We start from the raw sequence: 22318 nt of genomic DNA, 5'->3' as shown, positions 1-22318 counted from the left end.
AATACCGATCAGACTTTATTGTTAGCCCACCTGAACTACCTATCCAAATTCCACTGCGACAGGTGACCTATACACAATATTTAATTCCACCATACGCCCCCTCAATGAGCTTTAGAAAGAGTTTAGACATTGATTAAGGACAAACAGTTTCATAAAGCCATAGCCCTTTCAAGCGCTTGTCCAAAGAGAAACTGTCGCAATTATTTTAGATACGAGAATAACTTAAAGGTTTCACATCAACAGTGCAGAAAATAGTAAGATATAAATCTTGATTCGAGGTGGGTTAAAGACGTCATAATAATACAGATTTTCATACAAAGTTGGCAATAAAACTCCGAAATTATTATTACATCTCTTTCAATATTTTAGTTTACTTATTGAATGGCTTAAAAATTCTTTTAAATTTCGCTTAAATAGGGCTAAGTTTTCATCAACGTAACTTTCCAAATTAGTAGTCAATGACTTATAAATGCTTCATAAGTCAACAATGATCCCTAAAGAACAAGCCTTGATAACTCTACTTGAAATCATCAAGATTAGTTAAGAAAATTTCGACACAAAACTGTTACAATCAAGTGAACAACTAACATATTTATTGCCTAATACATTGAATCTATCTAGTCAGTATATGTAATAAAGACTGTTTAATACTGTAACTAAAAATCAAAAGAAATCGACAATTTTATTCACATATTGCCTAGCAATATTTGATGATTCTCGCCGTATTGAAAGGATAAATATTCACCATATATGATACCTTAATCGAATTCTTGGTTTCACATGAGCCCAAATTATTTGACAGGATCATACCTATTACAGGTCCAGTTGAATGGTTGTCCTTAAAGTCAGGTTACCAAATTATAAATTTTGGAATGCATTTTTCTCTGATAACTAAGCCTTACTAAATACTTTATCACTTTATCAATTTATCGTACTCAATATCTACATAAGTTAAGAAAACTAACTTACATGTTAAACTAAATACATCACTTACAACTTAGATTTTCCGATGCGATTACTAGAATCAGCAAGTATTCATGCACGATAAAATTCACATTATCATCAACCTCTAAGAGATTTTTTCATTACATTAGATTATCACCTTCTCCATACTAATTGATCGAGAAATATTTTCTAGACTTCATAGAGAGAACTTTTATAGTTAGATGACCTTTGAAATCTTCTTTCAACTAGGCAATATATTATTTTTCATTCATCAAACAACACGATAGATTTCACGCTTTAAAAGGCTCTATTGTTTCCATTTTTGTAAATAATTACATAAAAATTATTGGTGTTCCTAGGTTGGGTGGCATGCTGATTTTATTTAATGTTTTTGTTTCATTCTTCGATACAGAAGTGGTCACAACCGTTTTGGTGACCTTAATTCTGGTCTGTTTTTATATAATATTTTGGTCTTAACCCTGTAAATAATTGACCAATTTGGAATAAGAATTTTTTTATTATACATTGTTCTTTAATGTAGTGGCGTTAAGCGATCTCGTGTTCTAAGTGATAGTGGCGCATGCGTTAGTTAGGCAGTAATTGATGTTCGGAGTGATGGTGGCGCATGTATTGCCTGTGTGTTCTTACGTATGGTGGCGGTGAGGATTGTTTTGTTTTGTTTGCCCTATCTCCCACCTTTAATTAAATAACTAATTAATTACCTTTTTTAATAAAAGGGTTTACCCGTCCATCCAAGAAACCAGCCTAGAAAAAGTGACAACCCAGAAACCAACCTAAGCTGCTGAGCGAAAAAAATGTAATTTGCCAATTTCAATAAAACTCGAAATATTTATTGATTGATCTTCTGCGGAAAATAGATCAGGATTAAGTTGCCCTTGGCGAAAAGAATCGGATGGCTCATTGAGTTATCGGCATCAGATGATCTTTCATCAACTAACCGTTAGGTCCCACTCACTGATTAACTTTGAGATGGGGAGTGAGCTGAATCGGATTACCCGCTCTCTAAATTGTTCAGCACTGCTACAAGATTTAAAAAAAGATATACCCATAATCGGGCTACAGAAATGTAGCCCTTTTTCTTGCCTCAAAAACGCCACCTAAAAAGTCTGCTTTTTTTTATGCCTCTGCGAACTCACATGAGACGATACATTTACTCTCAACGTATATAGGCATACGACATGATGTTTAGAACAACGCTAGGTTGGGTTGCTATAGCCACTTCCTTGCTAAGCCCGATCGCTCACGCTCAGTCTTCAACAACACAGCAATACAATTTATCTAGATTTGTACAGGTAGATATTACTCCTGGATATCAACAACAAGATATTCGTAAAGCTATCCTTAGTATCGATTTTGACCGTGATGTCGAATTAATAGGGCAAGCGATAAATCATACACTTCTGCAAACAGGCTTTGCCTTAGGTAATCATTCCTCAATGGATAGACAGGTAATGGTATTGCTGTCTAGACCATTGCCAGCTGTGCATAGAGTTTTTACTGACGTAACTCTAGAAGGCGTGTTGCAAACTTTAGTGGGGGCCTCTATGACGATTCAATATGACGATATAACGAGGACTATTCGTATAGTACCTATTGCTTTAAAACACCAAAGTGACGACTAATAAAAGGATTAAGATATGTCGAATAATGGATTGAATGCCAATGACAAGAACGACCAATCGGTAGCTACAAATGTAACCTCGTTGAACGCTTCTGAATCAGATCGTCATGCTTTAGATACTAAGCCAGTGGATATGACCATTAACGGACCGAACTCTCCTAGTGATAAATCAACTAGTGAAAAACTAAAGGAGACCGAAGATAGTAGTCGTGATAGTGATTTATCTTTCCCAGATAAGACTCGACTAAAAAAGGTAGGGAAAATTATTATCTGGCTTCTATTCGTTGTTGTCGTTTTGATCTCTGCAATATCGGGTTATTTAAAATACAAAGAGCAAATTCTCTCGTTCATTCCTGCGGCGGAAACAGTACCGCAGTCTCCACCAATTCAAGTCACTGATTTAGAGAAATATAAACTTGAAGTGTCTAGTCAATTAGAAACACTTCGGTCTGATTTTAATTTGAAGCTTAATGGAAAGGCTAATTCTACGTTTGCTAATTCTGTATTAACTGAAGCTCAACAAGCTAAACAAGAGGCATTGAGAGCTAGTGAATTGGCGGATGAGGCTCAACAAACCGCTTTGTTTGCAAATAAGACGGCATTATCTGCTCGCGATAAAGCCAATGAGTTCTCTGCAGCATTAGACCTTTTCAAGTCGACAGTAAATAACAAACTACTGATGATGGCTACGTCAGATGAACTTGAATCCGCAAATGAGAAGATTTGGAACGATGTAGAACGTTTATTAAAGGAAAGAGAGATTAAAAATCTCGCATTAAACGATAGGGATAAAAGCCCTTCACAACAGAGACAATCCTTCGAATCTAATGAGAAAATGAATAATGATTTCGGAATAAACAACGTTGGGCTTTCCCAATCACTCCCAGAAAAAACCGAACCGGCACCAGTAAGGAAAGTATCAACCATTAAGAAAGTTAAAGAACTGGACGGTGTTAAGCTCTATAACATTTCTTCAATAGGTGGCAAGTACCATGCACACATTGCAGATAGTGTGGTACTTAACTTTTTCAGTGAAGGGGATTACTTAAGCAGCTCATCTAACTTTTATATTAAAGCAATTCGTGCTGGTAAGAATGGGCGAATGCCGCAATCGATTCTAGTACAACATGATTCTTCTTCTGAAGTATTAGAACTAATAAAGGTGAAATAGCTATGAAGACTCTTTATGCCCCGCTACTTTTTTCGGTTCTATCATTTAATGTGTTGGCCAATACGATTAACCTTCCGGTTTTAACTACTAACCCTACTGGTGGTGATGCGAGCACTGTCATAGATAAGTTGGGATTAGACCCTCAAAAAGTAGTTGAATTCGAAAGACAACAATGGGGGTTAACGAAAGAAGAATGGAGAAACTATCTCTTCTATAAAAACACTACAAATACAGCGAGTGTTTATTTAGATACTGCCTCTGCGTCACCCTATCGAGTTTTATTTAGTTTTGCTAAAACAAAAGAAGAAAAGTATGACCTAGCTTTAAGGGCTCATCATTACTATAAAGAGCAGTTACAAAGGGATAATGAATTTTTCCTACTTATGGAGATGGCGGGTGAGGATGTTGATCAAACAGCTAGTTCTAATAGCAAAGCCGAAACCGCTCCTTCAAGACTTAACGAGTTTGGTTCTCTTCGCATGCCACACATGAGTGCGTCAAAGAAAACAAGGTCATTGCTGTTTTTTGAAATTGGCCAATGTGATCGACAGTGTTCATTTAACGTGAGAGACAGCATTGAGAACATCAAAGATGACCAACAGTTTGAGATCTTTATTTCTTCATCTGGCACCGTTGGACCGGAACAAGTAGTTCAATTTAGCGAGAAGTATGGTGTTACTAAAAATATGATAGACAGTAAGAGAGTTGTGTTTCATGTCGACAAGGGAGAATCAAAGCAGATCGGAGTAAGGGTCTATCCAACTCTAGTAGTTAAAGATTTCTTTGGCAGCATTAGTGTGATGGGGTTGTGATGGATATAAATAGAAGACGAACCATTCAATCACTATTTGCTGGTGGTGCATTAGTTTTATGTCCACCAGCTTTATCTGGAACTAGTAAAGTTAGAAAAGGTAAGAAGATAGAGAGCGCTTATATACACGCAGCGCGAAAACACAGCGTTCCCGCCGATGTACTATTTACTATCGCTCATGTTGAAAGTAATGATCCATCAATTAAAATGCCTTGCCCTTTTGCGATGAACTTTAATGGCCGACCTTACTATTTTCAGTCACAAGAAAAGCTTTTAACGGCTGCAAGGTACTTACTTGAACATGGCCATAAAAATTTTGATATTGGCCCCGTTCAAGTTAACTGGTATTGGCACAACGGCAGTTTTAAAAGTATTGAAGAAGCCAGTGACCCTTATATTAGTTTAGATGTCGGTACAGCTTACTTGCGCACGAAGTTCAATTCTGAAGGTAACTGGGTAAATGCCGCTGGCAAATACCATGCACCTAACAATCCAGTTAATGCCGCTAAATACGAAAAGAAGTTTGTAAGAATGTACAAGGACCTCGGATATGCATAAGAGAATTATCACCTCAATAGTCTTAAGCGCCATCACAATAAGCGCACATCTTCACGCAACTGAACTAGTCGTATTAGCGGATGCTGGTGGCACACCAATCGAAAAATTTATCGACCCCAACATTCTTGACCAACTATCAGCTGAAAGGAGATTGGCAGATGTGAAGGCCATAGAACAGCAAGCAGCGATCACTCGGGCCGAAAATGAAGACCCTGACTTAGTTAAAGCCAAAGTTCTGAATAGCATGTTTCCTATCGAAAGCTACGCACTATCCCCTATCCATCTTACAGCAGACATAACAAGGCCAAATAATAATGTTGCTAATCCAATTGCTGTTATTGGTGATGATGAAAGTTCTAAGAAGTGGGTTGCATCTAATGCAGAGTATTTAAAAGCAAACAACATAATACTCGCGATAGTTGAAGCTAAGAATGAAAATGGAATCTATTACTACAAAAGACTATACCCTAGTTTGAAGGTGATGATTCAAGTCGGAGACGAGCTTAATAAAGAATTTGGTGTACCTGGGTATCCAGTTCTACTAACGAATCAAGGTATCTATCAATAATGTTGTCGTCAGACAGAGACCCAAGGAAAGCGCTTAATTACTCGGTCTATAAGCGTCTTCTTGATTGCGGCCATGACTGACTTTTCCCCTTGAGTAAGAAACTTTATCGGATGCGCCCCACGAGAGCGCATCGAGTAACGTCACTCACAAAAACTATTTGTCCTTCCTGCACGATTTCCGTTGTATTAGTGTGCTAGATGTACTGTTCAACTAGCTTATTGATTCCATCGCATAAAAACTGTATTTGCTGAACCGTGTAACCTTTTAGTGCTTCTTTGCCTTCGTTTTCAATGATCCAATCAATCACTTCTTTTGTTTCCTCTAAAGACGGTTTAAAGCGCAATGAATCATAGTCAGAAAACGGTGAATCCACACATAGAATGGACACCATAAATTTCAGTCGCCCATGTTTGTTCCATGTATCCAGTTCTAAACGAACCTCAGTCGATCCCACTTTAAATATCTCGGCCATGTTGTCTTTCCCTCGGATTGTTGGTAAATCATTTTTGATTTGTATTTATCATAAATCACTTTTGATTTGCTAACAATTCTTTTTTGATTTATTTATAGTTGCAGTATGGGATTATTTTAGGAAGCCGTATGACGGAAGAATTGGACACCAAACGTTGCGTAGAACACCTGGGAGAACGCCTCAAAGACAAACGTAAAGGGATGGGAGGCAGCTTAAAGGCTGAGTTTCTAGCGTTGTGTGTAGATAAACTCGGTTGATCCCCCTTTCGAACCAAACTGTAGTCTATAGGACCCTATTAGGCCGTTAATTTTCTTGTTTGCAAGATAGTAATAGCGATCATCATTGTGATAATCTTTCTTGCCACGAATCAAGATTCCACTTTCCTCTATTCCACTCTCCTAATTGAACATTCGATTTGAATAGATTGGTTCAAATGTATCCATAAGCTTCATAGTTTTAAAAGCGGGTTTTTCTGGGTTTAAGATAACGTTCGCGTAAAGAGATCTTCTTACCTCATTATGAGGAGAACTGGCCAATGTTGTATTGATAGCGCATGAGGGTACCACCAACCCATCATAATCATCATCATGCAATATGGTAGAGCCGTAATCTTGGGTAGCTATATGGAATGGGTACTGCTCCCATCCATTAGGTAACATTTTTGGATCCAGTTCTTTTAAGCGCAATGCCGTGCATTCAAAAGCACCTATGACAAAGAGCCCGTTAGCAATCGTTGGTGTGGTTGCATAATTGGCGAGCTCTAGCATTGCATTTTGAACATTAGAACTGAAATACATAACGGGCGTGTTTGCCTGATTCCATCTTGCACCGTCTTTAAAGCTGCTGCCTTTATCGTACTCGTTCCATTGTGATACATATCTTTTATGTAGTGCTCTAAATAGAATCAAGAGAAATCTCCGTAACGTAGACGATTTAGTTGCTCTCTTAGGACTTTACGGCCAACAAGTGTTTGTAATAGATCACTTGGTTTACGGCCATTCAGTGACGGTAGAGGGCTATCAAGCCACTCAGCAATCAGTTTGTCCTGATTCATAAAGATATCTCGCATTTCGGCCCACGTAGCTGTTAAGTCGCTTATGTCTTCACTTTGAACTCTTGATAAGTGTTTACGCTTATAGAGCTTTGAGAAATTAGAAGGACTCACATCGATCGTATGAGCAACTAGATCACGGGGAATGGTTTTGACCACAACGCGTAAAGTATGACCAGCAAGTCTTTGTTCATCGAGAGTAGCTTCAGCAAGCCAAGAAGAACTCGTAGCTTGGCGACTACTGTCGAGTCGAGAGATTACAATGTCATCTAAAGTCATATCAGCTTGTGCCATATTAAGCTCCTTGTTCGTACTAGGTACTATGATGTTTACGTATTTAGTACGATTATAGTGAATTTTCTATCGAATGGAACCATCCTGATTAAATATTCTACTAATTAAGACATTGAGGCACAGCCACTTATAGTAAATATGGTCTAGTGTATTTGGAGGTTCGAGTAAGTGTTAGCCATCAAAGGGAACTGTATGGAAAATCACAATAGAAGGGATAGAGTAATAGGCGCTGCAGCAATATGTTTGGTTATATTTGTTGGTGGCTGTAGTCGGGGTGATATGACCAATCAAGCGATTGAAGAATCATCGCAACATGAACCATCAAACCTTATGGTCCAGATTCAACTACTTGAAGATACGGAATACAGAGGGGCGCTACTGGATGCAGCTGGCATCACATGGATCTATCCTGAAAACATGTTTTATCAAGCAATCCTTAAAACGGACTATTTGGTCAATGGGGTGATCTATGAAGGTGGTTCTAAAATTAACTTTAGCCCTAGTGGGAATGTTCTGTATGGAAAAGTAAAAACATCTGCATCAATACAAGGCCAATTTGTAGTTGCAGGTACTAATGTGCTTTTCGATAACAATGGTAACCTTAGGCGAGCATTCGTAAGATCGAGTAGTTCCAACAAAAACTACAATCTAAATATCCCGATGCCTTCTGTTATTGCTTGGAACGAACACGGGTATGTCACAAGTGTTACTCATAATACTGGAGAGCCTTATCGGCTACTTGACTGGTTTTGTAAATTAACTTCTGAAGTCGTCTATGTGCCTAACGAGTCTAAATACTTGATTAGCAAATGTCGCGTCTCGAGACCATTTTTTATGGGAGTTCAATCGATTGGTGATGAACGGGTACCTGTCGTAACGAGTGATAATTGCATAAGACATAATTTTTATAAGTCCAATGGTCACGGAAGTGACTTCCAATACTATGATGATCAAAACTTTCAGTTTAATGGTTATGATTTCAAACACAGTAAGGTGGTTATGAGTGATGACTATTCCATTAGCTATTTCAAGATCATGCAGCCATTGGAGCTAGATGGCGTTAAGTACCAGTATGGAACGTTCCTTAAATTGGACCTGGATGGCAAAGTTATTCGAGCCACTAATGTAAATGAGGGTGATATTCACCTTTAACGATTAAATATGCTTGTAGGTCTGGGATATCACGGGAATACACCAGACCTATTGAATAAGAATTCACTATTTGATTGTTTAACTTCTAGCGCACAGCTTTTAACTAATGAATTTAGTCCACCAGCCCAAATGGCTAGAACTGCTGGCCTACAGACTGTGAGACCTTTGGAAGGTTAATAGCGTAGTTGGGGTAAAATAGGCCGCGTAACGAGGTGTTTATTTGGTTTAATACTAATGATTGGGTCCAAATAATTACCTCCTCCTTACTAGAGCAATGGAGAAATATTGTGATTAAAAAATTCGCTCTTCTTGCATTGATATCAACCGCAAGCATCGCTAGTGAAGTACCCTCATCTAATTCGACATATCCAATTCATTTAAGAGATGATCCATCAAATAACTCCATCACTATACAACTGTATAGTGATGATATATAGTTTAAATTCCAACTGATAATTTCGATGCATACCCAGTTATCACAGCAATGCTGGCATCACTTATAGTTTCTCTCCACCAGCTGGTGGCTTAATACAATCACACAAGGAAATACACTCTTATGACTTCCAACATTGAAGAAGTATCGGTAAATTCTGTACATATAACTCAACAGATGAAGGAAAAATGCACCAAAGTAGTCTGGGTGGTTGGGGCTGAATCATTAACCTCATCTAGCTTTGACTGGTTTGAAGAAAAAGCAACTGCAACTAATCATTTCCTGCTCTTGCAAAAAGAAATCACGATTGAATGCACACAGTTGCATCTGTTTCCATATGAAGTTGAATCTTCATTGACTAAAGAGGCTATCACGAACGAAATCGATGGTTTTTATTATGAAAATTCTAGAACGCATCTATTCAACGCAAACGATCTGGTCACGGGCTATCCGTTTACAATAGATGCCTGGATGCAAATCGTTATCCAAAATGATTTAGATGTAGCCGTTGATAATGATGATGACGATCTCCCACAATGGGCCTGTCAGTTTGGGCGAAAGTACTTCGATAAACTGCCACCTGAACTGGTTAAAGCTATCTCAAGCACCATTGAGGATACATCTTGGAGACAAAACGATCTTCCATCCATTACACTGGCCGAATCGGAAATTAACGGTAAGACTTATAGCTTTAGGGCTTGGGTAGGTTACGATGAAGAGGATGTCGACAAGGAAATTTTGGTGTTTTCACTTGGGCTTGAAATAAACCATGAATACGAGAGCTGCTATACACAAACGATTGAAGGTATGTTCACCGACATTGATCCAATGTGTCGATTAGATAGCGAGCTTTTTGGCGAGAACGTCGAAAATATCATTTCTTTGATACAGCAATCTCATGAAGGCATGCCTGAGAATGTGCTCAATTACATAAAAACAGTCGTCATCGACACTAATGCAAGTTAACCCCTACTCTTACGAGTTGACTTAAACACTGCGCCTTAACGGCGCATTATTAAGCCAATTTATTCCCCCATTTATACGTATGCCCATTCCTGAATCCAATCATGGTTAAATGATTAAGGTCATAGCTAGAACAAAATACACTGTAGTATTCTCAATGTGTTTAAATTGATTACTTCACACGTACCCAGTAATCACCACTCAGTGGCGTGTTTTTAGCTTATCTATCACCTATTTGTATTAGGTACCTCTCTTTTGGGAAAACAACACAAGGAAATAACCATGGACATTCATACTGTCAAACAGCTTATGACTACATCTCTAGGGAACGTGTCATCAAATGAACAACCTCGTAAAGTCCGAGCTAACACAGAAGTACTTGTAAATGCATTGCAGTTACATGCTCTGACTGACCACCCTTTTACAAAATGTATTGAGAAGTACTCAAAATTCATTTCTGTTCAAGGAGTGGATGATTGCTATAGCACCGATGGGATTGGTCGCGAGCTGTATCGCGTCAAATTTACTTTCAAAAAAAATCATAAAATTGATAAACATGATCTGAGTTTTAATTTCTCATTCGTTCTTCAATTCTATCTTCATCATACCGATGACTATAATGTTGTAGAGGACCCCTCAGTTGAGCTTGCCGAGTCTTTCATTAAGCAGTGGGGTTGCGACGACGGTTCGTCTCTAGACGCTATCCATCGCGCCTTACGAACTGTAACAACACAAGTTGCGGAAAGCGTTAACGCGGGTGCCCCTATTATTTGGGCGTTACGCGGTGTTGATGCACCCAAAACAAGTTCTATTCATACTTGGGAAGATTTACTTGTCGGTGAAAGTTTAATGGAGGCCTGTATCGGTGAGTCTAATACCTATCTGGTTAGCATTAAGGTTTTCGATAGCAACCATGCAGTCAGTTCAACACAAACCGACATCGTTGAAGCAAGTTCTGAGGAAGAAGCGAGTAAGTTTGCTCTGTTTAGTTTCACAGGATATTATGACCGTAGCATGCTGTATAAAGGCGCACGAGAAAGCGATGCCCTACTCTATGTGAAAGATCAGAAGACACTGGCTAAGACTGAAAAAGTAACAAAGGTTGCCCATTCACTTGCATTAATGCTGGAGAAGACCGGAAACTTTACCCACCTAGGCAAGGCAGACCCAAGGCTATTTCCTAAAGAATATTCAGAACACTTTAAGAATGATTGCCCCTTCTAAGTCATTACACTGAATTACGCGCTCCTCTATTGGTGAGCTCATTACAAATAGAAACAATCAATATGATAGTACCAGCCCCTTTTTAGGGGCTTTTCTTTGCCTGAATTACGGGGGCTCAGTAGTGACCATTTTGCATGTTTCTATACACTGTAGTATTCTCAATGTGTTCAAATTGATTACCTCACGCGTACCCAGTAATCACCACCCAGTGGCGTGTTCTTAGCTTATCTATCACCTAATTGAATTAGGTACCTCTCTCTTGAGAAAATCACACAAGGAATTACCCATGACTCGTACTGTTTCTTATGTAGCAAACCTTAATGATTCGATAAAAGTTCATTACTGTTACGATACACAAATGATCTCGTTACACCCTGGCGATCACCAACTAGCCAAGTTCAATGAATCGCCTATCGGTGAGTCAAACTGGCAAATCAAGAATGAATCATCAATATCAACGGAATTATTAGTAACGACTATTAATGCAATTCGTTCGTTTGAAAATATTTTTAATTTTAATTTACTCCCACCTGAAAAGTTGGTGGATGAAATAGTCAAGCAATTCAAAATAGAGCGTGAACGTAAAGCCGAAGTGGAAAGTTCAACACTCGTGGCATTTACTGTCCAAGTTAGCCTAGAGGACTATGAGTCACTTCTAGCTATCGACTGTATTAGCGAATGCGTTTTTCAGAAATCGAGTAGTAGAGAATTCATAATCGAAGTCTCAACTCTCAAAGAAGCTTACCCGACTGCACATCAGCAAGTGTCACAGATACTGAAAGCAGAGGAAATGGACAAAGGTATAGATTACGGGAACCTACTAATCCATACGTAAACTTTCCTCAAACTCACGTTTTATTAAATACCAAACCACCAACGTTTCTGTTGGTGGTCCCCACACAAGGAAATACCCGATATGAACGTATCAAATTTTACCATTGAAAGTACCCAACTAAATAAATCTTCAATTGCATTTGGTGCAAACGAAGATGTTTGTTGGCCAACAGGAATACATTCACCCGTGATCGACGGTGTGAACGATGGAACAATATGGGACACCCCTGAAATTGCGAAATACAATGGCCTGAAGGTACTAGAGGAAAGTCCTTCTAACCTTGTCGATAAAGCAGCAAGCAATGTTGATCATTGTTTATCTCGCGAAGGTTGGTGGCCGCTTAATGAAAGTTGGAATGCGATATATCAACCGTCAAAAAAACTTCTGATTAAGATGGCCAATGAAGAGTGTTACAACGGTACCTGTGATTCCATGATTGAAGCTAGAGATGTCATGTTTCGATTAAATATGGAAGTTACATCTGCAATAAACTTGCCGATTTACTATCTGCTTAAAGATGGTGAGGTGGTTGATTTCATGATGTTCACACAGTCAGCCTGGAGAACGACCAATGGTGAAAACAAAGGGGATAGCTTAAGTGCTCTGTACGACAAGCAGCTTTACATCAAACGCGGCTACTTCATTGTCACTGTTCAAGATGAAAACAAGCAATGCACATTTATGCCTATCTCATTACCTGACAATTACGATGGAGGCTTTGTGCAATGGAAAAAGTCAGACATCGACAGCGCAATGTTAAAACTAAAACTCAATAGCCGAGATACAGCAACGCGGCTTCTTTACAATGTACGAACCGGCATTAACTCTGGCCAGTTTCATGGCAAATGCGACCATCTAGCATGGTCAATTTAACTGCAATCAAAAGGAAATGTTATGAAAACTTTTACAGCAGAAGAGCTAATCAGTGCTATTCGTTCAGCTGACAGTCTAGCTGAACTTAAACGCATGGTTGGTACGACCAACGATCTAGTCAAGCAGTCATCAGACCGCATTGCAGAGATTGACCGTATCAATGACCAACATGGGTATGACATCGACACTATGCCTTGGCAAGTGTCAGAACGTTATAAAACGCTGCAAGCCGAACAGGATGCATTTGAAAGCGTTTATTGCTAATTTACCAAAAAAAAAAGGAAACTCGAATGTCTAATACTATTCGATTCAATTTCAAGAGTTTAATGATCTGCTTGGCCTCTATTGGGTTGTGCTTCAGCTCTGTTACTCTAGCCAATGAGCCATCATGCCATTTTGATGGTAAAGAAATACTCTTAAATGAATCAATCTACATTCACGATCACTATCTAGAATCGAAATTCTTTGAATATCATAAAGATAAAGGATTTAGTGATGATGAAATTAAAAAAAAATTAGAATACTCAGACTGGACTGGGCACCTGTTTAAGTGCGTCCGTACTTTTGGCATAAACCCTGACTATGATAAAAGCGAAGCGTTGATCAATAAGCTAGCTGCAGAAAGGTTCATTGTTACGGGTGCTGCCCTAACCCCAGTCTCACACCAAGTTGACTGGATTGAAAAACAGAAAGGCCTGACTAGAACTGAAAGACAGCCTTATTATGGCCATGACCACGTATACAAGTGATCGCGGTTCACGCGTGACCATTTAAATGTATCCACCACCAACAAAAAAGACTAGCTATTTTAGCTAGTCTTTTTTTTATTCCCGTGACCAGTTAACTGGAGTGCTGATTATGCTTACTGAGTAATGTAAGTAAGACTACCAATCTTGACCAAAATATTAGTTGAGCAAACTTCAACGCTTTTAATCTCTAAACGGTCACCTTCATCAATCCATACAGTTATATAATTTGATTTTTTAGCTGTGTTTCTAAAGCTTCAAGAGCTTTACGTTGTCGCTCTACGCGATTACAAATATCATGAAAATCCGTCTGACTGATCTCACCTTTCTCTGGGAGACGCTTGAACAATTGGTTTAAGTCTTCTTTGCATTTATTAAAGGAAATCATGTGATGATTTGTCACTTGTTTAAGGGCTGATTTGTCCATGAGCTTAGCTTCCTATATTTCCGTTGGTTAGAAGGTGATATCTGGCGGCTGACTCAAGGCATTCAGACAGGTCTGATGTTATAGGTGAATGATTGGTCACAAAATTGCCCGAATAATCAGCAAAGCGCCACCCACCTTTTACTTGCCATACACGCACGTCTCCCTTTTCAAACACAAGAGAGTTAGCAGGACTGCAGTCACTGAGTCTAAAATGATTTCGCTTGCTGCGAATTAAAGGATCGACACATAAAGACTGAAACCCCAAATACTTCGCAAATTGAACGTTAGCTATATCATCTCTCATGCTGTGCCCTTCTTACCGATATTAATGTGTCAAATCATTTATGATTTATAGAGTGTACATCAAAATTGATTTACTGCAAATCCTTTTTGATTTAAATGGCTGTAACTGTCGGCGGAGCGCTTGGTTTACTTATGACTGGATATTTAGACGCTAGACGTTGCGTAGGGAGAATGCAGGGCGTTTAAAGTGAAATATTAAGAGAAGACCAGTTTAAGAGAGATGTTTGCTAGACAAGGGTTAAGGGTTGCTCTAGTGCATTGCAGCTTTTTCAGATGTCACCGCCCTGGGCGAAAGGATGTAAGTGTCCCCTTCTTTTATTAGTTCAAACGCACCAGTTATAAGGAAAAAGACGCGCCCATTGGCCGCGTCTTTTTATGTTGGTGGTTGTTGAATGGTAAGCCATGGGTATCTGGCTATTTTCCATACTCTAGGCTTGGTGCGCTGTCCTCATGACTTCCCATCGACTACTCTTTGTTCAATAGTTCATTTCGAATTTCAGTAAAATCAGCATTAAGTTGTTTTGACGCAACTTTACTATCCACACCATCTGCCATGGCTTGTGCGTGTTTAGATGTCATGGCCTTTAAACTTTCCTCAAATTCAGTTGAGTCTTTTGGGGATTCGACCATAGAACTTATTAGAGATTGGCAAACTGCTGTAGTCGCTTGATCTAACAGAGCGCTCAGTTTTTCTGTACCATCCATTCCACCTTGCATTCTTACGTAATCGGCTAACTCAATAACCTCTTCGTACTTCACCAATGAATCGAATGGTGAAATCATCTCACAATCTGTTGCCGTTCGACCATTCACAGCTATAAGAACTTCCGACATAGATGGTGCCATTCTTTGGAGTGCGTAAATTTTCTGGTACTCAGACACCACTGGGTCAACAGTAGCAAATGCGCTACTGGCCAACGTGCTCAATACCATTGCTACAACAAATTTTTTCATTAGTCTTTCTCCTTACCTTTCGTATACTCTGTTTGCTTCAACGTAACGTACTTTGACTACATGCTCGGTGTTTTTCCAATATCGCTCACCGTACACCTGAACTTTTAATCGGCCATCTTCCATAGTTTTCAAAACATGACACCGCATTTGGTAGTCTTTACCACCAGCTCCAATAGCATGACGACAATCAAGAACGTGTGTCGCGGTTTTGTAGGTCATTTCTTGCTTGCTTAAAACTGTTTCCTTAGTCAATGTCACTAACCAATCAGACTCTTGGTCTCTGACAAGAAGGCCCTTCACAATTGCAACATCTACAAGATGCGCAGCGCGGTTATAACTAAACCCCAAATAGCGTTGGATTCTTGAAATCCCAAAGGATCTATCCTGGAGCTCTGGCGCGTTCTTGAGTGCATCTAAATCACTATCTAATGTCGGGTAGTTCATCATGTCGTCCTGTTAATCAACGTTTCCATTCAATCTTAAGGCTATTAAGGGGTTCAAAATCTTATTCAAGTGGCCTTTATGAACAAACGAACTGGCATCGAACTTAGAACCAATTACATCACCTTCTAAGCAGCAATATTTCTCACATTTCTCTCTAACACTTCGAATTCGATAACCCAAACATACGGATTTTCATCCCAATTGTTGTAAATGCCGCCCCAAAGGTTCTTGAAACATTCGACTGGCTTTTGATACCAACTTAAACCAGACTCCACCGCTTTGCGCTGACACTCGTCTTCAGTCTGTATTCCCTCAAGTACCGCTTGGTCTTCTGTAATGTCTTGTACGCGTTCAATGCGAATGCCCGTCACTTTAAGAGTGATTCTGCTTGCGGATTTGGGCATGTAGATGGAAGGTACCCATTTATAACCCCTGACCTCAGAATCTTTGCAGTTTGCTATCGAATCTCGCTCGCTTGCTTTGTAACGATATTCATGGATTTCCGAAATGGAATTGGGGTTCACTTGTGCGTAGTCATTATGTCCGAGTGCTGCGAAGGTCTCTCTAACCCAAATCAAGTCACCAATGGACGCTATTGGACATATATCACTTGCTAGATCGCCCCAGTACTCCTCGTTGTTTGTTACCTTATCAATATTAACCATGGTTTCGAGTTTTTTACTTGGCCACCACATATACCCCGTGTCGCTATCAGTGGGCTGAGGGTCCATAGGTCGACGTGTGACCCCTTTTCTACCCGCCAGTAACGCTTTGACCATTTCAGTATTGAAAATCATTGGGATGTGCTTCATAGAGATAGACCCCTTATTTTTTTGGTTTTTTTTTGGTGTATGTCCGTTTAGGCCGCATTCTTGTGGAGTGCAATTCCTCGGCATACAACCGCCCTTTATTGGTTAACTGCCACATACTCTCGTTCACTTTCGCGTGGGCATTGATAAGCTTATTTTCGTTGGGTTGGTACACTAAATACCCGTTAGTCGCCAAAGCCCTTAGGCTGACTAGGAAATGATTAGACGCTAACTCTTTGCACAGTGATATTTTGACCTTCTTACGCAAATAACTCGTGTTCACTGCTGTATGCAAACCATGAACTAGTTCGATGTAATGAATCGTTAACATCGCATTCTTTTGCTGTGCACTAATCCTAATAGTCAAGATATTCCTTAATCGTATGGGTACGAATAAGGAATGAATTATATAATAAGCGTTAATAGTACCCGTACGGATAAGGTAACAGTTAGCTCTGAAATTGGATGTAACGTGACTCTGTTGGTGGATTGCTCTAGCCCAATGGGCATTTATGTAAGAAATCCTGGGCGAAGATAATTTTTCACTCGTTCTATTAGAGGCAACAGTTAAAGTTAACTTGGTTATGAGGCTGGAATTTCTTTGATGGAGTACAACGATAGACAGATAGGTGGCAGCTAGGGGGATATATCAAGGCCACTATGGTGGTTACCCGAAAATCAATCAAACATTTATCGATTAACAGTAATCACCGCAAAAAGGGCGAAGTTAATTGAACAAAATGATAACTGGAGCGTTATTAGTAGTACTCAGTCAATATTCGACATAGGAACCTAGTATGAAATCTATTTATCTAACCTTAAGTATTGGTGCCAGCTTTCTGATCCTGTACATCCTAACCAAGTTGTTAATGTTCACTGGTTGGTATGAGTCTCCGGTCGGTGTGTGGAGGGCAATTTTTGATTCTTGGTATTCGTAAGCGCAATAAAAGGATAAGGGCATGTTATAATTGAACGGCCTACAGCAATGTGCACGAATGCCCTTTTTTCTTACTACGTTGAATTTATCTTCTAACACTTCCAAAAAGTTACGGAGAAATCTGGTGTTATCACTCTATAAAGTAAAAAGCCACCAACTCAGTTTTTTAGAGCAGAACTTAATGTTCCCCGAAATCGAAGCCTCCTTTTTGAAGCTCCTTGCCAACTTCTTAGTTGAGTATCTCAAACTGGACCGGACTGACATTACTGCTGTTCAGGTCGACGCTAAATTGACCCAAGCATCTCGCAAAATGTTCATTGGCAGCAACATCCTTACTGAGCGATTTCAGGCAAAAGATATTTGTACACATCTCCTTGTTGATCTCATCAGACAAACAGATGACATTAAAAAATCGGCTGTGTCGGTAAAAACTCATCATATTAGAATGAGTACCTCCTCTTGCAATGAAACCACGATACGAATCGACTTGGGGCGCTTGGTAGCACGACCCCATTTGACTATAAAAATCCACTTAGACCGAGTTTCAAGTATCATTTGTGGCCCAGCACAGCTCACCCTTGAAATCGGTGTTCAGTTTTACGGCGATAAAAATTTGGGGTTGGTGGAACTGATTAAAGTCGATACCAATAGCCACGTCCCTAAAGAGCTAGAAACTCTTCTAAGCTATTACGATGCCATTAACGCACAAGGTATTGAACACGCTTTGGATGGCTGGAATATTACTAAGTTTAATGAAGATCAATCTCATAGATTGATTGTCGAAACGTTAAAAGCAAGTCAACACGGCTTTGTTGATGAGTCGGACTGGAGAGAAATATCGAAAGTCGTGATGGATTATGTCATTTTTATTGAATTCTGCGACTTAGTCGACTTTGATGAGTCTGTTCGCTACTTGACTGGATTGGGTCCTTATTTTTTTGACGACTACGAATATGACGCAGCTGGCCATTCGTTTGGACGAACTGTTGCGCTATCAATACTGCAAACGAATCTTATGCTTTCCGACAGCCCAGAAAAACTGGCAATTGTTGCTCATCAACTTGTTAGTGTCATGGAAACCGATGACATTTACGGTGACGTCGAACAATTTTTAGATGAATGCATGTATTTTTCGTCAGACGACTGTTATGAAATCAGTGATGAATGCAGAGCGACCCGAGAGCAATTCTTAAAGTTGGTTCAAGAGGAGATAAATGAAGAAATGGATTGGTGACGGAGATAAGTCGCACATACTAAATCCCAATGAACGCTCTATTTTCAAGACCTATATGTCGACTTCAAAGCGCTTAAGTTGGGATTGAACGCCATCGCAGACGAAAACGTTAGCGCTAGAATCAGAATGTTCTAGCGCTACATATTAGAGAGTTGATTGTAATTCCTCTAATGACATCGCTTTAACTGTGGTCGCTTGATGTGTAAGTCATATTAACCTCTTTATTGAGCTATTTTAAGGGTCGTACATGGGTTATAGCCATGCAACGTGAGTAAATCGTCAAGGGTTGTCATCTCTGGAAGTATCCAGCCATGCTCGCAGGTATCACAATAAGCTTGGATTTTATGGGTTGAGTAGGGCTCTGACATTTGGCCTTTGATCTCGACCGATGGATCGGTTGGATGAATGTGGCAAACCTGCCCTTCTGTCGCCTTATCAATGGGTGCTGTTTGATTAAAACGATCAGAAGTCAAATCGAAAGCAAGGCATGACACATGCACTTCATTGTATTGACTGGGTACCCGTTTGCACCTTGGGCAGGTTGGCTTTGTTGTTATTGGCATAACATGATGTTTCCTTGTGTGGTTGTCTCAAAAAACCGACTACGGCGGTCGTTGGGTCTTACTTGTAAACTTCGAATATTTGCATATCAACATCCTGCACTGAGAGGAGCAAATCTATCGCTCGGTGTGCGCTACTAACGCGATCGCTGAATTTTCTTGTGTTTTTCGACTCACGCATAAAAGCTTTAATGTGATCGTGAAGGAGAGTTAATTGATGTTTATCATCTCGGCTCAATTTTGTTTTAAAAATATCCGGTACCGACTTCTCGCTGACACGGCCACCTCCAAACATTTCAATCCCGCCGCTGTGTACGATCAAGTTTGCATTTTTAAAGCAAAATTCATCTATCCACTGAGCAAGGACCGCTAAGTCATTGTGACACTTTTTTAAAACGGATGTGTTTATCTTATGAACAGTATTATTTAGGAGGCAGTCACTCCCCGTCTTACTGCGTAAATCTTTCAGTAATGCGTCTATCGATTCACCACAAATTGCACGAATCTTGGTTTCAAGCTTTCTATAAGATTTCTCTCTCATGAATTCATTTCCTTGTGTGATGTAAAAGTAAAGCTAGTGCCTGGTTAAGGCGTTATTCGTGCTGCTTACTGTTTTGGGGCTTGGGTTTATGAATAGAGGGTCCAAGACCCTCACTGGTTACCTGTTCTTCATTCTATTCGGCTTAGGTTTGAGTTTCGGCTTGTCCCTATCTGCACACCCTACATGGCCGCATTTAGGGCACTTTGCTAGCGCTTTACACCCACCCGACCCCGAAGGAACCGGCATTTGATTCTTGATGCTATTTGTCCATTCGAATTCATGCTTACAATTCGGGCAAATCAAAACATTAACTTTTCTGATGAAATCTTTCTCAATGGTCTTTTCTGCTTGCTCACATTCACTGTTCAATTTTGTTTCTTCGGCCAATTTGACGTTGTTTAAGAGTGAATCCTCAAAAGATGTCATTAAATACTTCCTTTCGTTACTGCTTGTTTAAGTAAATTCTCTGTCAAAGGCACTGTTACTCAGTACCTTTTGCAAAAGACTTAATTTGATTTCGCCTTTAATTCGGAGGTAGATTTCAGGCACTGGGGCTCAAAAGTCATATTGCGCAGCTCTTTTTCAGCTGAAACGTAAGCCCGACTTGCTGTTTTTAAAAAGTAAGTCCAATCAAGTTCATCTGGTATTGAAAGCTGATGCTTTAGATCGGAACGCAAGTCATCTAATGAGACGTCATTTTTATCTGTCTCAATGTTTGCAGCGAGCTCTACCAATGAACGCCAAAGTGTGTACTCATCTTCAATTAACCGCCCCGTTGTCGGAGATGGCTCACCGTCATACTCACCAAGGATCTGAACACCTTTATTATCACTAGTGACCTGTAAGTCTAAGTGATAGTTACTGCTACCATCAGTGTATACTGTCCAGATAGCCCCATTAATACAGACAAAATATCCAAGTATTTCCATTTTAACTCCCTGCTATTGTGTTGCTAACCAACGTAGGTATTTATTTGAATTTCCCGTTGGCATGACGGTTTGTGATAATGACTCAAGACATCGGTCTTTATCATGTGGATTTATGCCTTCAGATTTGAAGAGTGCCAAGATCGAGCTCATATCCCTTCTTGTGCAAATTAAAGGTTGAGCCCCATCTAAGCCATGATGTTTGATAAATGTTTCACACAGTTGTTGGTAGTCTGAATCCATTGATAAGCTCTTAAGCTCATCCAGTGAATCAACGAGAACGACGACGGTGTGAAGCGTTACACGTTCATGAATGTCCACCAACTCTGATTCAGTAAATTCCGATGTAGGCAAGGCATGGCCATTCGCATCATCCAATAATCCAAGAAACTTAGCGCGACTGTGAACAATGTCAAAGAGAGATTGTTTATCTGGTATGAGACTGATCTGCCCATGGAATGGTTGGTGGCTGAAAGTGGCAAAAAATTTCATCGTTTCTGTCCCTATTGTACTGGATTAGTTGGTTTCATCATTCAAATTACAGTGTAATTAAGCCCGACTTATCAGTCGTATCAAGTAAGCTAAATGGAACACCACTTCATGAACTGGCCTATTTCTTTCTTTCTGGTAAAGCAAACAGTTCACTCAAAGTAACATCGTGCCACTCAAGTTTTTCCGCGCATAGCGCGACGAACTCTGCCTTCAAGCTCCCTCTGTTCACCAAGTTTCTAAACGTATTGTCTTGGTTACCTTCAGGCTCCTTGCCATAAAGAGCAATGAACAAAGCATCACTGCCCCCCATCTGCTTCCGTGTCTGTTTCAGACGCTCTCGTAGGTTCTCTACGGAACGCTTGGGATCAACCATTTCTTCGGTCATATGTAGTCCTAAGTAAACGCCATATCAGCACTATAAATAAATCATAAATGATTTGCAAGGAAATCAAAAAAGATTTATAGTTTGTATAAATCAAAAATGATTTACATAATGACCAACAATTCTTGGAGAGTCCAAAATGGCGAAAACAAAAGTTCATCATTCTGAAGATGCTTGTCACATAATCATCAAAGGTGACAAGAGAAATCCTGAACCTACCTTGCACGTAATACAGTTTCCAGGTGGGGCCGTCGAAGTTAGTCGTTGCTCTGATGGAAGCTATTACACCCATGTACATGTTAATGAGAGTGCGAAAATTATTGATTCACGCGTTGACTACCCTTTTGAAATAGCACGACAACGTGAAGATCAAGGCCTTAAGTCGATCCCGAAAATTGATTGCTTTGAAAGCATCCAAAAGATCGCAGTAAAAATTAAAGGGGCTTTTGAGTCATCTGCAACGTTATGAAAAAATGGCAAGTTTCATAAACTCGCTAAAAAATTAGAATCTTCATTACCACTCGGATTAAAAACAGCTGGTGGATTACTGACGACCGAGCTGCTTCTCGAA

General features: G+C 39.7%; 31 protein-coding genes. 16 read left to right on the top strand and 15 right to left on the bottom strand.

Annotated features, from left to right (window positions below; genetic code table 11):
- The first annotated feature begins 2144 nt into the window (after positions 1 to 2144).
- The 5 genes from A1QO_RS00985 to A1QO_RS00965 are packed head-to-tail and all read left to right on the top strand — an operon-like array spanning position 2145 to position 5695.
- On the top strand, positions 2145 to 2588 hold the full coding sequence (locus A1QO_RS00985) for a hypothetical protein (protein WP_017041337.1): 444 nt from the start codon (positions 2145 to 2147) through the stop codon (positions 2586 to 2588).
- Between the two features lie 15 nt (positions 2589 to 2603).
- Entirely contained in the window at positions 2604 to 3758 is a 1155-nt protein-coding gene (locus A1QO_RS00980) for a hypothetical protein (protein WP_017041336.1), read from the top strand.
- 2 nt (positions 3759 to 3760) lie between these two features.
- The gene (locus A1QO_RS00975; protein ID WP_017041335.1) at positions 3761 to 4570 is read left to right on the top strand and encodes a hypothetical protein; all 810 of its coding nucleotides are present in this window, start codon (positions 3761 to 3763) and stop codon (positions 4568 to 4570) included.
- Positions 4570 to 5127, top strand: coding sequence for a hypothetical protein (locus A1QO_RS00970; RefSeq protein WP_017041334.1), 558 nt, complete (start codon positions 4570 to 4572; stop codon positions 5125 to 5127). Before A1QO_RS00975 ends, A1QO_RS00970 begins: the two co-directional genes overlap by 1 nt.
- Complete coding sequence (locus tag A1QO_RS00965) at positions 5120 to 5695, top strand: DUF2859 domain-containing protein (RefSeq protein ID WP_017041333.1); 576 nt, start codon at positions 5120 to 5122, stop codon at positions 5693 to 5695. The genes A1QO_RS00970 and A1QO_RS00965 overlap by 8 nt, the downstream gene beginning before the upstream one ends.
- A gap of 193 nt (positions 5696 to 5888) precedes the next feature.
- Here A1QO_RS00965 and A1QO_RS00960 read toward each other — a convergent pair whose 3' ends face one another.
- The gene (locus tag A1QO_RS00960) at positions 5889 to 6167 is read right to left on the bottom strand and encodes a hypothetical protein (protein WP_017041332.1); all 279 of its coding nucleotides are present in this window, start codon (positions 6165 to 6167) and stop codon (positions 5889 to 5891) included.
- Between the two features lie 128 nt (positions 6168 to 6295).
- On the opposite strand from A1QO_RS00960, the gene A1QO_RS20690 reads away from it, so the two are divergent.
- Complete coding sequence (locus tag A1QO_RS20690; protein ID WP_017041331.1) at positions 6296 to 6424, top strand: hypothetical protein; 129 nt, start codon at positions 6296 to 6298, stop codon at positions 6422 to 6424.
- Positions 6425 to 6565: 141 nt separating this feature from the next.
- Here A1QO_RS20690 and A1QO_RS00955 read toward each other — a convergent pair whose 3' ends face one another.
- Both A1QO_RS00955 and A1QO_RS00950 read right to left on the bottom strand, forming a co-directional pair.
- Positions 6566 to 7075 carry an RES family NAD+ phosphorylase gene (locus A1QO_RS00955; RefSeq protein WP_017041330.1) on the bottom strand — a complete coding sequence of 170 codons (510 nt, stop codon included), beginning with the start codon at positions 7073 to 7075 and terminating at the stop codon, positions 6566 to 6568.
- Complete coding sequence (locus tag A1QO_RS00950) at positions 7072 to 7512, bottom strand: MbcA/ParS/Xre antitoxin family protein (protein ID WP_017041329.1); 441 nt, start codon at positions 7510 to 7512, stop codon at positions 7072 to 7074. The genes A1QO_RS00955 and A1QO_RS00950 overlap by 4 nt, the downstream gene beginning before the upstream one ends.
- 192 nt (positions 7513 to 7704) lie before the next feature.
- Between A1QO_RS00950 and A1QO_RS00945 the strand changes: the two genes are divergently transcribed.
- The 7 genes from A1QO_RS00945 (at position 7705) to A1QO_RS00915 (ending at position 13741) form a co-directional block, all read left to right on the top strand.
- A complete protein-coding gene (locus A1QO_RS00945) occupies positions 7705 to 8664 on the top strand; it encodes a hypothetical protein (protein WP_017041328.1) in 960 nt (319 codons plus the stop codon).
- A 556-nt stretch (positions 8665 to 9220) separates the two neighbouring features.
- The gene (locus A1QO_RS00940; protein ID WP_017041327.1) at positions 9221 to 10063 is read left to right on the top strand and encodes a hypothetical protein; all 843 of its coding nucleotides are present in this window, start codon (positions 9221 to 9223) and stop codon (positions 10061 to 10063) included.
- 279 nt (positions 10064 to 10342) lie between these two features.
- Positions 10343 to 11284: a hypothetical protein gene (locus A1QO_RS00935; protein WP_017041326.1), complete on the top strand. Its 942-nt coding sequence runs from the start codon at positions 10343 to 10345 to the stop codon at positions 11282 to 11284.
- A gap of 286 nt (positions 11285 to 11570) precedes the next feature.
- Positions 11571 to 12119 carry a hypothetical protein gene (locus A1QO_RS00930; RefSeq protein WP_017041325.1) on the top strand — a complete coding sequence of 183 codons (549 nt, stop codon included), beginning with the start codon at positions 11571 to 11573 and terminating at the stop codon, positions 12117 to 12119.
- 81 nt (positions 12120 to 12200) lie between these two features.
- Positions 12201 to 12992, top strand: a complete 792-nt coding sequence (locus tag A1QO_RS00925) for a hypothetical protein (RefSeq protein WP_017041324.1) — start codon at positions 12201 to 12203, stop codon at positions 12990 to 12992.
- 21 nt (positions 12993 to 13013) lie between these two features.
- The gene (locus A1QO_RS00920; protein WP_017041323.1) at positions 13014 to 13256 is read left to right on the top strand and encodes a hypothetical protein; all 243 of its coding nucleotides are present in this window, start codon (positions 13014 to 13016) and stop codon (positions 13254 to 13256) included.
- 26 nt (positions 13257 to 13282) lie between these two features.
- Positions 13283 to 13741 (top strand): hypothetical protein, encoded by a 459-nt coding sequence (locus A1QO_RS00915; RefSeq protein ID WP_017041322.1) that lies wholly within the window; start codon positions 13283 to 13285, stop codon positions 13739 to 13741.
- A 217-nt stretch (positions 13742 to 13958) separates the two neighbouring features.
- Here A1QO_RS00915 and A1QO_RS00910 read toward each other — a convergent pair whose 3' ends face one another.
- From A1QO_RS00910 to A1QO_RS00885, 6 genes are all read right to left on the bottom strand, one after another.
- Positions 13959 to 14165 carry a hypothetical protein gene (locus A1QO_RS00910; protein ID WP_017041321.1) on the bottom strand — a complete coding sequence of 69 codons (207 nt, stop codon included), beginning with the start codon at positions 14163 to 14165 and terminating at the stop codon, positions 13959 to 13961.
- A 4-nt stretch (positions 14166 to 14169) separates the two neighbouring features.
- Complete coding sequence (locus A1QO_RS00905; RefSeq protein ID WP_017041320.1) at positions 14170 to 14469, bottom strand: hypothetical protein; 300 nt, start codon at positions 14467 to 14469, stop codon at positions 14170 to 14172.
- A 464-nt stretch (positions 14470 to 14933) separates the two neighbouring features.
- Complete coding sequence (locus tag A1QO_RS00900) at positions 14934 to 15422, bottom strand: hypothetical protein (RefSeq protein ID WP_017041319.1); 489 nt, start codon at positions 15420 to 15422, stop codon at positions 14934 to 14936.
- A 12-nt stretch (positions 15423 to 15434) separates the two neighbouring features.
- Positions 15435 to 15869: a hypothetical protein gene (locus tag A1QO_RS20535; protein ID WP_241790374.1), complete on the bottom strand. Its 435-nt coding sequence runs from the start codon at positions 15867 to 15869 to the stop codon at positions 15435 to 15437.
- Between the two features lie 122 nt (positions 15870 to 15991).
- Entirely contained in the window at positions 15992 to 16678 is a 687-nt protein-coding gene (locus tag A1QO_RS00890; RefSeq protein WP_017041317.1) for a hypothetical protein, read from the bottom strand.
- 13 nt (positions 16679 to 16691) lie between these two features.
- On the bottom strand, positions 16692 to 17042 hold the full coding sequence (locus tag A1QO_RS00885) for a hypothetical protein (protein WP_017041316.1): 351 nt from the start codon (positions 17040 to 17042) through the stop codon (positions 16692 to 16694).
- A gap of 430 nt (positions 17043 to 17472) precedes the next feature.
- Between A1QO_RS00885 and A1QO_RS20375 the strand changes: the two genes are divergently transcribed.
- Both A1QO_RS20375 and A1QO_RS00880 read left to right on the top strand, forming a co-directional pair.
- A complete protein-coding gene (locus A1QO_RS20375) occupies positions 17473 to 17613 on the top strand; it encodes a hypothetical protein (RefSeq protein ID WP_017041315.1) in 141 nt (46 codons plus the stop codon).
- Positions 17614 to 17736: 123 nt separating this feature from the next.
- On the top strand, positions 17737 to 18846 hold the full coding sequence (locus A1QO_RS00880) for a hypothetical protein (RefSeq protein ID WP_017041314.1): 1110 nt from the start codon (positions 17737 to 17739) through the stop codon (positions 18844 to 18846).
- A 221-nt stretch (positions 18847 to 19067) separates the two neighbouring features.
- On the opposite strand, the gene A1QO_RS00875 is transcribed toward A1QO_RS00880, so the two are convergent.
- The 6 genes from A1QO_RS00875 to A1QO_RS00850 all read right to left on the bottom strand — a co-directional run bounded on the left by A1QO_RS00875 (position 19068) and on the right by A1QO_RS00850 (position 21750).
- A complete protein-coding gene (locus A1QO_RS00875) occupies positions 19068 to 19409 on the bottom strand; it encodes a hypothetical protein (RefSeq protein ID WP_141707104.1) in 342 nt (113 codons plus the stop codon).
- Positions 19410 to 19467: 58 nt separating this feature from the next.
- Positions 19468 to 19947, bottom strand: a complete 480-nt coding sequence (locus A1QO_RS00870) for a hypothetical protein (protein ID WP_017041312.1) — start codon at positions 19945 to 19947, stop codon at positions 19468 to 19470.
- A gap of 117 nt (positions 19948 to 20064) precedes the next feature.
- Complete coding sequence (locus A1QO_RS00865; protein ID WP_017041311.1) at positions 20065 to 20373, bottom strand: hypothetical protein; 309 nt, start codon at positions 20371 to 20373, stop codon at positions 20065 to 20067.
- An 80-nt stretch (positions 20374 to 20453) separates the two neighbouring features.
- Positions 20454 to 20876 (bottom strand): hypothetical protein, encoded by a 423-nt coding sequence (locus A1QO_RS00860; RefSeq protein WP_017041310.1) that lies wholly within the window; start codon positions 20874 to 20876, stop codon positions 20454 to 20456.
- Between the two features lie 12 nt (positions 20877 to 20888).
- Entirely contained in the window at positions 20889 to 21365 is a 477-nt protein-coding gene (locus tag A1QO_RS00855) for a hypothetical protein (protein WP_017041309.1), read from the bottom strand.
- 118 nt (positions 21366 to 21483) lie between these two features.
- On the bottom strand, positions 21484 to 21750 hold the full coding sequence (locus tag A1QO_RS00850) for a hypothetical protein (RefSeq protein WP_017041308.1): 267 nt from the start codon (positions 21748 to 21750) through the stop codon (positions 21484 to 21486).
- A gap of 136 nt (positions 21751 to 21886) precedes the next feature.
- Here A1QO_RS00850 and A1QO_RS00845 point away from each other — a divergent pair, with 136 nt between their 5' ends.
- On the top strand, positions 21887 to 22216 hold the full coding sequence (locus tag A1QO_RS00845; protein WP_017041307.1) for a hypothetical protein: 330 nt from the start codon (positions 21887 to 21889) through the stop codon (positions 22214 to 22216).
- Positions 22217 to 22318 lie beyond the last annotated feature (102 nt).

Source organism: Vibrio genomosp. F10 str. ZF-129, assembly GCF_000287055.2.
Classification (GTDB): domain Bacteria; phylum Pseudomonadota; class Gammaproteobacteria; order Enterobacterales; family Vibrionaceae; genus Vibrio.
Note: the sequence above shows the minus strand (reverse complement) of the source record. Positions and strands in the feature narration are given on the sequence as shown.